Raw genomic sequence first — 12,418 nt, 5'->3', positions numbered from 1 at the left:
ACGATAAGGAAAGTTGTATGGCTGGGTTGGCTCAGACGACCATAAATAGAATAAATGAAGTTGTAGAGCGTTGGCTTCCTCGGTTACCTGCCGAGGTCAACGTGCGCAATGTTTTGGTGTTCTGTGTTTTGGCATTGTTGTGTATTGGTTCGATCATGGTGGCATCTGCATCTATGCCCTATGCAGAACGCATGCATGAAAATGCCTTCCATTACATTTCACGACATGGGATTTCGATTGCCGCCGCCGCCGCCGCCGCCTATATCGCCTATAAAGTGCCGTTAAATGTTTGGTTTAATAACACTTTCTTTTTATGGATTATCACGATTATCTTACTGGCTGCTGTATTGGCTGTCGGGACAGAGGTCAATGGTTCTAAACGTTGGATTCGTATTGCTGGTTTCACCTTACAGGCTTCGGAAGTAGCCAAAGTCATGATGGCGATATTTACCGCGGACTATGTGGTACGACGTGCTGAAGAAGTCCGCAATAACATTAAGGGCTTGGTACGATTGGCAGTGATTATGGCTGCAACTGTCGGTTTAGTCATGGCAGAGCCCGATTTAGGGGCGACGGTGGTGATTGCCTTAACCATGCTAGGGGTATTCTTCCTCGCAGGAGCACCGTTGATTCAGTTCGCAATTGCCTTTGGTGCGATCATCATGGCCTTTGTGTTCTTGATTTTATTTGAACCTTACCGTTTAGAACGTTTGATGTCGTTCTCAAATCCATGGAATGATCCACTAGGTGCAGGCTACCAATTGTCGAATGCATTAATGGCTTTTGGTCGCGGTGAATGGTTTGGTGTCGGCTTAGGTCATAGTATTCAAAAAATGTCTTATCTACCTGAGGCACATACCGACTTCATGTTGGCGGTATTGGGTGAAGAGTTTGGCTTCTTTGGGATTTTGACGGTATTGACACTGTCATTTGTGATGTTGGTCTGCTGTATTCGCATTGGTCATCGTGCTTTACGTCATCAATACTTACGTGCAGGCTACTTGGCTTATGGCATCAGTATTATCTTCTTGCTGCAAATTTTGGTGAATGCAGGCATGAACATGGGCATGCTTCCAACCAAGGGTTTGACCTTACCGTTTATTAGTTATGGGGGGTCTTCTCTGATTATCTGTGCGGTTATGGTGAGTCTGATCTTAAAAATCGATGCGACGACCAAAGAAGTAAACCCAAGTAAAGAAGAGTCAAGCTTCTAAATTCGTATCTCGTTGCGGATCGGGAGATGCGTGGTGGAGTACACTGGCCGGCATCTCCGTTCCACAATGGAGACATTTGACCAAGTTCGCCTTGGCTTTAGAAAGCGGAATTAATGGAATAAAAAATAAAGAAAAATAATTACGTTGCTGTTTTAACTCATACTGAGTTCTGCTGCGGCAGACAGGGCAAGTAAATTGGCTCTTTTCAATGACTTTGGTTTTCGGACCAACTCCAAAAATAAAAAACATTAGGCTCTCCAATGGTCGATTGATCACTTTATTAAAGCATAATTCAATTGAATATCGAGTGATTGACTCAGATCAACATTTGGGTTTATTGATAGATTTGAGGCAATGCTGTGCCATGGGGAATATGTTGAATATCCCACTGCGCAATCGCCTGTAGTAGCATATTACGTGGCGTGTCTAAGTCGACTGGCGGTTGATGTAGGGCCTGCAATGCTTGTTGTAATAACGGTGCCGCTTGGCTTAAATCAAGAGCTTGAGCCATATTCTGTTTTGACAGTTTTTGTCCCTGATCATTCATTGCCAATGGCAAGTGCATGTATTCAAGGCGTGGATAACCCAAAACCTGTCCGAGCCAAATTTGACGTTCGGTATTGTCCAAAAGATCAGCCCCACGTACAACATGGGTCATCCCTTGTAGGTAGTCATCCACCACGACAGCAAGTTGATAATTGATAATGCCATCACGGCGTTTTAAGACAAAGTCACCTAAATCTTGCTGCAGATTGGAGCAATGCATCCCTTGTAAGCGGTCGGTAAAACAAATGTTCTGTGCATCGACTTTGATTCGAATAGCCTGATCCTGAAGAGGAAGGCCAAGATTACGACATGTACCTTGATAGATATGATTCGAACCGAGCATTTTTCGGGTGCATTGACAAGCATAGACCAAGTCTTGGGCATGCAAATGCGCAATGACTTGCTCATAGATTTCGAGGCGGTCTTTTTGGAAAATGATCTCGGTATCTGGTTCGAATTGAAATGCATCAATACAACGTAAGATATGTTCTTCGCTGCCGGGAAATATACGTGGAATGTCGGTATCTTCGATACGAACGATCCATTGCCCCTGATGGGCACGGGCATCGCAGTAGCTTGCGACTGCTGTAATTAAAGAGCCAAAATGCAAAGGGCCGGTTGGCGATGGCGCAAACCGACCCACGTAATGCTCTGTAACTTTTCCCCCCTTTTTTAAAGGGAGGGCTAGAGAGGAATTACTCAACACAGAATTAACCGTTATTTTGCTTCTCTTTGATCTCTGCAAGTGTTTTGCAGTCGATACATAAAGTTGCTGTTGGACGTGCTTCTAGGCGACGTAAGCCAATTTCGATACCACACGTTTCACAGAAGCCGTAGTCATCATTTTTAATCGCTTCAATTGATTGTTCAATTTTACGGATCAGTTTACGTTCACGGTCACGTGTACGAAGTTCAATCGCAAATTCTTCTTCTTGCGTTGCACGGTCGTTCACATCTGGAAGCGCAGTATTTTCGTCTTGCATGGTATTCAAAGTACGGTCTACTTCTGACATTAACTCAGCTTTCCACGCCAATAAGATGTGGCGGAAATGCTCAAGTTGCCCTTCAGACATGTATTCTTCATTCTTTTTAGGCTGATAAGGTTCAATACCAAATAAGCTTGCAGTAGAACCACCTTCAGTCGCCTTTGGCTTTGATTTGCGCACGCGTTTGGTAGACTTTTCGTCTACTACATCAGTTTGTTCGTCTAAGACTTGATTTTGGTTGTCATTCGCCATGTAGGGCATTCCTCATCATATGCATATATCTATACGCAAAAAATATGGTGATATGCAAGTTTTTTATCCACCCAACACAGAGTTTCCTTCTGTGGGGGTCGTCATCATATAGACTTTTTCTGCTTATTGATAGTCTTTGATGTTTGGATTCTAACTATCACTTTTCCTTTAGAAGCCATAAAGTAAAGCAAAAAAATCAAATTGAAAAGTTAATAACCTGAAATTTCAACATTAATTTGAGGTTGTTTTAATTTGACCCGAACAACTTCAGTTTTAAATTCACCATTATCATTCAGATAGAGTGCACGATACCCTGGTAAAGCTTCATCTAAGGCAAAATTTTCACTATGCGGTTTGAACTGAACACTGGTCGAAGGCGTCGATAAAAACTGAATATTGCGCCATTGATTAGACGAGTCTTGATGTACGTGTCCGCACAGTACAATTTTGACATTGTCATGGCGTGAAAGCACATCCATCAGATGTTCAGCGTTCTTTAGTTTATGCTGATCTATCCAATGCGATTGCATGGCAAAAGGGTGGTGGTGGCATGCCACAATGATGTGTTGCTGTGGGTGTGCTGTGAGTAACTGATCTAATTGTTCCAACTGCTGTTGTGATACCCAACCATCCACTTTTCCTTTAACCGCACTGTTCAGTAAAATCAGACACCAATTGCCTAATGCGATGCAGTGAGCACGATCTTCCTGTTGATGAAATGGGAAGCAAGACGCTTCGTCATGGTTCCCCGGAATCTGATAAAACGGAAACGGCTGCTGTTGCATATATTCGAGATAACGCGCATAAGTACGCTCTACCGGCACTTGTGCAAGATCGCCAGTATGGACAAGCGTATCGATGTGATGATGGTTCAACTGAATTTGTTGAATCACATCGTGAAAACTTTGCTCTGGATTCATGCGGACAAATTCAAGATCTTCCTGATCCATTAAATGTGTGTCCGAGATCTGGATCAGTGTCCAGTCGTATTGTGGTGTATCCCTTAAAGTCATGTCCTTCCCCTTAGACATTCCTTGTAGTATGTATTTGTTGTTGTAACCATTGCAAGGCCATAATGACAGGTGCGTTTTTTAGCCGACCATTGGTTAATAATTCAGGAATATCAGCATAGTTTAAGATATGCAATTGAATATTTTCTCCTTCATCAGGCATGCCAAAGACTCCGCCATGTTCAGGAAGTTCAGCTTCAGCACTATAAAGGTGGAATAATTCCGCGCAGGCACCCGCAGAGGGATAAAAACTAAATAAATGCTGTAGTGCATCTAATTCACAGCCTGATTCTTCCAAACTTTCACGGCGGATGCAGCTTTCAGCAGATTCATCACCATCGAGCACGCCGGCAATAATCTCTAGTTGCCATGGCGAAGTTTCATCATCAATCGCCCCAATGCGGAATTGTTCAATTAAGGCAAATTTTTGTTGTTGATGACTATAGATCAGCACACCTGCTGCTTCAGGACGATGAATCAATTCACGCTGAATGGTTGGAATCATGCTGTCTTGATGGAATAAGCGGTGTCGAAGCTGAACTTTTTCAACTTGAATAAAGCCTTTATAAAGATGTTCACGCCCTTCAATGCAGTAATCTTTTTTGTTATATGTGGCCTGTTTAATAATATTCATAAGCGCTAATTAGGATGAAATCTTCCATTTCATCCTAACCGAGATTTTGTTGAATACAAAAGATTTTTTTTAAGCTTTACACTTTATGGTACAACTTTTGACCATGTTCATGATAGGCCGCTTTCATGCTTTGTAAACCTGTCTCAATTTCAGGATTAGATTCTGAAGAAAGCTGCATATCTTGCTGATTTTTTGCATAATCTCTCACATTTTGTGTGATTTTCATCGAGCAAAATTTAGGTCCACACATCGAACAAAAATGGGCTGATTTATGTGCTTCTTTCGGCATAGTTTCATCATGCATGCTACGTGCTGTATCAGGGTCTAAGCTCAGATTAAATTGGTCTTCCCAGCGGAATTCAAAGCGTGCTTTGGATAATGCATTATCACGAGCCTGCGCACCGGGATGACCTTTGGCAAGGTCTGCGGCATGGGCTGCAATTTTGTAGGTGATAATGCCATCTTTGACGTCTTTTTTATCTGGTAGACCAAGGTGCTCTTTCGGGGTCACATAACACAGCATCGCGGTGCCGTACCAACCAATCATTGCTGCACCTATCGCAGAGGTAATGTGGTCATAGCCCGGGGCAATATCGGTGGTGAGTGGTCCAAGGGTATAGAAAGGCGCTTCTTTGCATACCTCGAGCTGTAGATCCATATTTTCTTTGATCATATGCATTGGGACATGGCCCGGGCCTTCAATCATGACTTGTACATCATGTTCCCATGCACGGTGAGTCAATTCACCTAAGGTGCGTAATTCACTAAATTGGGCTTCATCGTTGGCATCTTGAATACATCCCGGACGTAAACCATCACCTAAACTGAATGACACATCATAGGCTTTCATGATTTCGCAGATTTCATCAAAATGCGTATACAGGAAGTTTTCTTCATGATGCGCTAAGCACCACTGCGCCATGATGGATCCGCCACGTGACACAATACCAGTTAAACGGTTGGCGGTGAGTGGAACATAACGAAGCAGCACGCCTGCGTGAATCGTAAAGTAATCGACACCTTGCTCGGCTTGTTCAATCAGTGTGTCTTTGAAAATTTCCCAGGTTAAGTCCTCTGCGACACCATCAACTTTTTCTAAAGCTTGGTAAATTGGCACGGTGCCAATCGGTACAGGGGAGTTGCGAATAATCCATTCGCGGGTTTCATGGATATTTTTACCTGTCGATAAATCCATGATGGTGTCAGCGCCCCAACGAGTTGCCCAAGTCATTTTTGCCACTTCTTCATCAATGCTTGAACCAAGTGCTGAGTTACCAATGTTGGCATTGATTTTCACCAAGAAGTTACGACCAATAATCATCGGTTCACATTCAGGGTGGTTAATGTTGGCAGGGATAATGGCACGACCTTCAGCCACTTCTTGACGTACAAATTCTGGGGTGATTTCAGTTAAATTGCGTGCGCCAAAATTTTGACTGGCATGTTGGCGCATATCAACACCTTCACGCTGGCGCTGATTTTCACGAATCGCAATGTATTCCATTTCAGGGGTGATGATGCCTTGTTTGGCATAATGCATTTGAGAGACATTGTGTCCACGACGAGCGCGACGGGGTTTTGAAATATGCGCAAAACGAATCTCTGCAGTACGAATATCTCGAAGACGCTCTTGTCCAAATTTTGAAGTTAAGGTATCGAGTATTTCCGTATCATTTCGAGACTCAATCCAAGATTCACGGACATTAGGTAGACCTTGATTCAGGTCAATTTGAATATTGGGGTCGGTATAAGCACCAGAGGTGTCATAGACCATAATGGGTAGATTTTTTTCTCCACCCAGACCTGTAGGCGTATCTGTAAGGCTGATCTCACGCATTGGTACGCGAATATCAGGACGTGAGCCTTGGATATAGACTTTCTTTGACGCAGGGAGAATACGAGTGAGATCTTTAGCATCTTGTTCATGTTGAGCAGCGCGATCTGAAGCGGTGAGATTCGTTAATTGGTTCATTGCAATGATCCTTATGAATGACATCAACGAATCAAGCACGACCAAAAACGTGGCAGTTTATCTGATGGATTCACCTGAAAATAAAGGCGTAAAACCAAGAGATAAGAAGGGCTTAAGTTTTTAGCTGGCTTGATTCCTACGCAGGTATTAACCTGATCAGGTTCAACGGTACTCATCCTTAAATTTAGCGAACTAAATTTAGATGATCTCAGCAGGAAATTACCTGCGCTCCGTCAAGCTTTGTGCGGATATTAGCATGAAGGCTGTTTTTAAACAGTGTTATTTTTCATCGATTTTCAAGTGCAGAATTTTGGCTAGGCCTGTGTGCAATTGAACTTGCATTGGCTAAGTAGAGGACTGATTTACACAGATGGCGTCACTAAAACAGTCTTTCTTATAATGCGGATCAGGATTGCGGACACCAATTAAATTCAACAGCTGCGCTTCTGATCGCTGATTAGATGCAGCAGTATTTTGATCTAATAATTTTAAAAATAAACGCGCCTGATCTGCCAATTTGGAGTTTTTTAATTGAGCCAAGCGTTCAATTTCTTCTAAAGAACTGGCTTGAATACTGAGGCGGTCTGAAAAGTCATTGGAAACTGGACTATGTGCCGAACCAATAAATAACAACTGGCTATATTGATATAGTAATTGTTGTGCATCTTTTTTGTAGGGGCTATCTGGATATTGTTTGAGATAGTCTTCCCAAAAAATTGCACGTGTCGCAATCTCTTGTGGCTCAATGGCTAAACTTTGTTGCAGCAAGGCAGGTTGTGCATTTTGTTCAGCCAGTTTTTCAATGAAGACCTGCTCAGATTCTTCCATATAAGGCGCAAAAATTTTGGCTAAATATTCAGGACTGCGGCGATAGCGTAATTGTCCTTCACCTGCATCGAACAACTCCACATAAGCTTGGCCTTTATGTTTCAGTAAATACTGATCTCGGGCAGTGAGCTGCTCATAATGATTTTGTTGAATGGTGGGATGCTGAGCCATATCAAAGGCAAATTGTTCGAACGCCATTTGCTGTTGAGCTGTACGTTCAACATGTAAAAAGTTGCGATACATTTGATTGGACAAACGCAGTAATTTTTTTTGTTCGTCCGCTTTTAATAGCGGTAAGCAGACTTTGAGATCTTGGTTGATTTGTTCTAAAGCGAAAGTTGTTCGTTGATCGTCTATTTCCAGCATATTTTTTTCAAGTTTTTTGCACAGCAAAGACAAATCGACTGCTTCTTTTTGAACAGTCTTATTGTTGGGAAACTCTGGTGCAGGTTGAGGTTCAGGCTGTTGTTGGCATCCATTCAACATACTGAAACATAAAAACATTGCACTAAACTTTGCAGGCAGCTGAAAAAATTTTGACACAGGAACTCGATGCGCTATAGAAGTGGTATTGTCCGATGGAATGTTGACTATTTTATAGATGAAACACGTGCAATATGTGTACTATTGTACAGTTCTTTGTTATAGCGTTGTGAGTAGTGTCTGAAAACGACTGAAATTATCCGGTTTTGTCGCATTTGATATAAAAAATTAATAAAAATCATACGGAAATTTGCAAGGATATGATTAGTATCTGCTTAGTTTTAGGCTTGAATATTCAATCTCGGGTATTTGAATATTAGGAATTTACAAAAAAAATGAACAAAAAAGTTGTGGTGGGTCTTTGTTTGCTTTTCACGAGTCAATGGGCGTGTGCGCTAGATCTTGTGCAAGCTTATGAACGTGCAAAACAAGAAGACCCCAATTGGCAAGCCAATAAACTACAATATGAAGCGGATAAATTGAATTTGGGGATTGCCAATGGGAACTTACTTCCAACGGTAACAATCTCCGGAAATGTGACCCGAAAAAATCAAAATTCCAACCAAAGCGGTGCTCAAGCAGGGCTGATCATGCCGGACAGTACCACAACAAGACAAATTGCGCTTACTGCTCGTCAGCCCATTTTTCGTTGGGATGCATGGGAAGGGCTGAAGCAAGTCAAGACCTCGATTAACTTAAGTGAAATTAATCTGCGGATTCAAAAACAAGATCATATTTTAAATGTCTCTGAAGCTTATTTTAATGTCCTACGTCAGCAAGCATTGACGGTTGCCAACTTACAAGAAGAACAGGCGTTATCTGAACAGCTGCGTATGATGAATGGCAAATTAAAAGAGGGCTTGGTGGCAAAAAGTGATGTCAGTGAAGCCAATGCTCAATATCAAAATGCGCGAGCAAACCGCATGGCGACCAATGTTCAATTGGTTTTGGCACAAGAACAATTACAACAGTTGATTGGGCCATATCGAGAAAATTTGGCGGTGTTACGTGAAGATTTTCAGTTTGAAAAACCGATTCCAAACAATGTACAAGCGTGGGAAGAACTGGCTCAGGGGCAGAATCTAGGTATTTTACAAGCGCGTATGCAACAACGATATGCGGAAGATGGTAAACGTGTCGAAAAAGCCGCCTTATATCCTCAGATTGAAGCGGTAGGTACCTATGGGTATAACAAGCAAAGTCCACAATCCATCATGTCGCAAGATGGTCAATTTGATCAGGTGGGGATTGAAATGAACTGGAATGTGTTTAATGGTGGACGGACACAGAAATCCATTAAGCAAGCGGCGATCAATGTTGAAAAAAGCCAAGCACAGGTGGATGCAGCAATTCGAAAAGCACAAACCGATGTAAAAAAATCATATATGCAAGTCGAAACGGATCAAAGTAAATTACAGGCACGTAAAGCCGCGATGGATTCTTCCGCGCAAGTGTCTTTGGCCTCACAAGCCCAGTACCAAGAAGGCCTGAAAACCATGGTTGATGTGCTACTGGCACAGCGTAATGCCTTCTCAGCCCGTCAAGATTATTTAAATTCCAAGTACGATTATTTAATACATGTACTGCAACTTAAAGCCTCCGTTGGGAAATTAACGGAAGCTGATTTAGTGGAAATGAATGCGTGGTTGGTCGATCAGAAAAATCAGCCATCGATCCTACTAAAGAAATAATCCATGGTCATAAAAGTTTCACAATCAATATGCTTTAATATGGCACTAAAATCTGCCGATTCACGTTGTAGTGGAGACTCGCTTTGCCTAATAATCCTGTTTTAAACCATCACATTTCTTCGCAATTCAATGAAGAGTTGCAGGATGTGCATACCAAATTTATGACCATGGGTGGTTTGGTGGAGCAGCAGGTTGCAAATGCCATTCATGCCTTATTGGATACGGATGCAACGATGGCGATCGATGTTCAATTTCAAGACAATACGGTGAACCGTATGGAAACTGAAATTGATGAAGCGCTTACCCTGATTTTGGCGCGCCGTCATCCTGCTGCGATTGATCTACGCATGGTGATTGCGATGTCGAAAGCCAACACCGATTTAGAACGGATTGGTGATGAAGCGGCAAAAATTGCCCGTATTGCACAAAGCTTGTGTGAAGAGGGTGGTTCACCGCGTGGTTATATGGAAACACGTCATATTGGCAACCAAGTCCGCGTGATGATTCATGATGCGCTCGATGCCTTTGCACGTTTGGATGTAGATCAGGCTTTACGTGTCCTTTTGGCCGATGCCGATATTGACCGTGAGTACCAATCGGCAACCCGTACCCTCATGACGTATATGATAGAAGATCCACGCCACATTACTCGGGTGATGAATGTGCTTTGGGTGCTGCGTTCACTTGAACGTATTGGTGACCATGCTCGAAATATCTCTGAACAAGTGATTTATATGGTGAAAGGTCTAGATGTCCGTCACACCAGTGTTGAAGAAATTGAGCAAAAAGTTCAGCGTTAATTGAATAAAACAAATATGAACGAAGCCCATCAAACGATGGGCTTTTTTCGGTCTAAAATTAACTATGTGTTTCTTCGTCTTCCTCAAAAGTCCGGGCAATTTTGTCAATATTTAAACTTTTCGCCATCGCATCGAAGATTTGCTTATAAGCACCTTCTTGATGGTACAAATCATGATGCTCCCCGTGTTCTACGATTTGTCCGTCTTTCATCACATAGGTGTAATCAGCATCGATAATTTGCGACAAACTATGCGAAATCATGATAACGGTACGCCCTTGCTTAATTTGATCCAGACTATTTTTAATTTGTTCAGCAGCGATCGCATCTAAACTTGCAGTCGGTTCATCCAAGAAAATAATCGGCGGATTTTTTAGGAACATACGTGCCAAGGCAATGCGCTGTTGTTGTCCACCTGAGAGCAGTAAGGCATCTGCTTCATAGGCATGTGGTAGTTTTAAAATCTGATCATGGATCGAGGCTTTCCGTGCTGCATCGAAGACTTCTTGCTCTGTGGCTGTACTTTTGCCATAGCGAATATTTTCAAAAATTGAACCTGGAAAAATATGATTTTTTTGCAATACCAAACCAATATTTTCACGTAAATACTGTGTATCAATCTGTTCTAGGTCGATGCCATCGAGTTTGATATTGCCCGCTTGAGGATGATAAAACTTATCCAGTAAGCTAATTAATGTCGATTTACCAGCGCCAGATAAACCAACCAAGGCGGTGATTTTGTTCGGTTGGATGGTCATGTTGATGCGGTGCAATGCCTGAAAGCCATTGGGATAGCTAAAGTCGACATTGCTTAATTCAAACTGACCTTGAATCGGAGGTTGAGCAGTGCCACTGGTTTCAATTTCATGATCCGCTTCTAAGATGTTAAAGAAGCTTTCCGAATAAATCATCGCAGAGTTAATTTCATCATAGATACGATGCAGCGAGCGAATCGGGGCAGAGACGTTATTAAATAACAACACGTGATACATAATCATCCCGATACTCATTTGCCCATCCAAAACAAAATAGGCCGTCAGAATGATAATCAGCACTACACCGACCTGTTCAATAAAGGTTTTGAGTCCGTCAAAGATATAACTGGTTTGCCGTGTCTGCATCTGGTTTTCAGTCAGCGACTTTTGCAGATTTAATTGCTTTTTCGATTCGACGGCTTCTTTGTTAAAAGATTTAATGACCGTTATCGAATTGATAATACTCAGAATACCCTGATTTTTCTTTTCAAAATTATCGCGTAGGGCACGGCGTTTGCCTGCCAGTTTTTGTGACTGTTTAAAGGTCAGCCAAAAATAAATCGGCACGATAATTGTGGCCACCACGCCAACCCAAACATTGGCATAATACATTAAGCCCAGTGCAATAATCGCACTGGTAAAAAGCGGTAAAATATCAATAAAAAAGATTTGAACTAGTCGTGTGAGCGAGCTGACACCCCGATCAATTCGAGTTTGGAGCTTACCTGCTTGGTTGTCTTGTTGATCGAAGAATGCCAATCGATAGGTGATAAATTTTTCAATAATGCCTTGGGACAAATCCTGAGAAATTAAAATACGTAATTTTTCACCAAACGATTTTTGTCCAAATTGCACGATGGCATTGATGACTTCTTTTCCCAGTAAGGCTACGGTGATGGTGATTAATATATGCCAACCATTGGCTAGACCGAGGCCTTGTTGTAAAAGCTGATTGATGCTGTCTACAGCATATTTGAGTGTCAGGGCATTCACCTGTGCCGTGAGTGAGCCAATTAAGGTCAAGATCAGCGTCACGACCACCAGCCAGCGGTATGGCTGTACAAATGGACGTAATTTTTGGAAAAGCTGCCACAGGTTCATAAGCAATTATTTTTATTGTGAATATGAGCTTTAGTCTAAGACTGAAAATTCTATGCGACAAGTAATGACAATGTTTTGATTTGTGACGAGCGTTTTTCAGCTAAGATATTTTTTAAATGTGCTCACGACCTCAGCATCACGCTGCTG

General features: G+C 42.2%; 11 protein-coding genes and 1 riboswitch. Of the genes, 3 read left to right on the top strand and 8 right to left on the bottom strand.

Annotation, left to right across the window (positions count from 1 at the left end; genetic code table 11):
* The first annotated feature begins 17 nt into the window (after positions 1–17).
* Positions 18–1,214 carry a putative lipid II flippase FtsW gene (ftsW, locus tag FTV27_RS04380; RefSeq protein WP_111884862.1) on the top strand — a complete coding sequence of 399 codons (1,197 nt, stop codon included), beginning with the start codon at positions 18–20 and terminating at the stop codon, positions 1,212–1,214.
* On the opposite strand, the gene FTV27_RS04375 is transcribed toward ftsW, so the two are convergent.
* From FTV27_RS04375 to FTV27_RS04345, 7 genes are all read right to left on the bottom strand, one after another.
* A complete protein-coding gene (locus tag FTV27_RS04375; protein WP_180077173.1) occupies positions 1,203–1,463 on the bottom strand; it encodes a zinc-ribbon domain-containing protein in 261 nt (86 codons plus the stop codon). The genes ftsW and FTV27_RS04375 overlap by 12 nt on opposite strands.
* An 85-nt stretch (positions 1,464–1,548) precedes the next feature.
* Positions 1,549–2,466 carry a tRNA glutamyl-Q(34) synthetase GluQRS gene (gene gluQRS / locus FTV27_RS04370; protein ID WP_373687144.1) on the bottom strand — a complete coding sequence of 306 codons (918 nt, stop codon included), beginning with the start codon at positions 2,464–2,466 and terminating at the stop codon, positions 1,549–1,551.
* A 4-nt stretch (positions 2,467–2,470) separates the two neighbouring features.
* The gene (gene dksA / locus FTV27_RS04365) at positions 2,471–2,998 is read right to left on the bottom strand and encodes an RNA polymerase-binding protein DksA (RefSeq protein ID WP_078189438.1); all 528 of its coding nucleotides are present in this window, start codon (positions 2,996–2,998) and stop codon (positions 2,471–2,473) included.
* Between the two features lie 209 nt (positions 2,999–3,207).
* Entirely contained in the window at positions 3,208–4,011 is an 804-nt protein-coding gene (gene cpdA / locus FTV27_RS04360; protein ID WP_180077169.1) for a 3',5'-cyclic-AMP phosphodiesterase, read from the bottom strand.
* Between the two features lie 10 nt (positions 4,012–4,021).
* Complete coding sequence (locus FTV27_RS04355; RefSeq protein ID WP_180077167.1) at positions 4,022–4,642, bottom strand: NUDIX domain-containing protein; 621 nt, start codon at positions 4,640–4,642, stop codon at positions 4,022–4,024.
* A 76-nt stretch (positions 4,643–4,718) separates the two neighbouring features.
* On the bottom strand, positions 4,719–6,614 hold the full coding sequence (gene thiC / locus FTV27_RS04350; RefSeq protein WP_180077165.1) for a phosphomethylpyrimidine synthase ThiC: 1,896 nt from the start codon (positions 6,612–6,614) through the stop codon (positions 4,719–4,721).
* A gap of 116 nt (positions 6,615–6,730) precedes the next feature.
* Positions 6,731–6,857, bottom strand: a riboswitch (TPP riboswitch).
* Positions 6,858–6,959: 102 nt separating this feature from the next.
* Positions 6,960–7,946: a hypothetical protein gene (locus FTV27_RS04345; RefSeq protein WP_180004716.1), complete on the bottom strand. Its 987-nt coding sequence runs from the start codon at positions 7,944–7,946 to the stop codon at positions 6,960–6,962.
* 314 nt (positions 7,947–8,260) lie between these two features.
* On the opposite strand from FTV27_RS04345, the gene FTV27_RS04340 reads away from it, so the two are divergent.
* Positions 8,261–9,616 carry a TolC family outer membrane protein gene (locus FTV27_RS04340; protein WP_078189434.1) on the top strand — a complete coding sequence of 452 codons (1,356 nt, stop codon included), beginning with the start codon at positions 8,261–8,263 and terminating at the stop codon, positions 9,614–9,616.
* 83 nt (positions 9,617–9,699) lie between these two features.
* Positions 9,700–10,416 carry a phosphate signaling complex protein PhoU gene (gene phoU, locus FTV27_RS04335; protein ID WP_078189433.1) on the top strand — a complete coding sequence of 239 codons (717 nt, stop codon included), beginning with the start codon at positions 9,700–9,702 and terminating at the stop codon, positions 10,414–10,416.
* Between the two features lie 58 nt (positions 10,417–10,474).
* Here phoU and FTV27_RS04330 read toward each other — a convergent pair whose 3' ends face one another.
* Positions 10,475–12,271: an ABC transporter ATP-binding protein gene (locus tag FTV27_RS04330; protein WP_180077164.1), complete on the bottom strand. Its 1,797-nt coding sequence runs from the start codon at positions 12,269–12,271 to the stop codon at positions 10,475–10,477.
* Positions 12,272–12,418: the final 147 nt, after the last annotated feature.

The sequence above is a fragment of the Acinetobacter sp. YH12251 genome (assembly GCF_013417465.1).
Taxonomy (GTDB): domain Bacteria; phylum Pseudomonadota; class Gammaproteobacteria; order Pseudomonadales; family Moraxellaceae; genus Acinetobacter; species Acinetobacter amyesii.
Note: the sequence above shows the minus strand (reverse complement) of the source record. Positions and strands in the feature narration are given on the sequence as shown.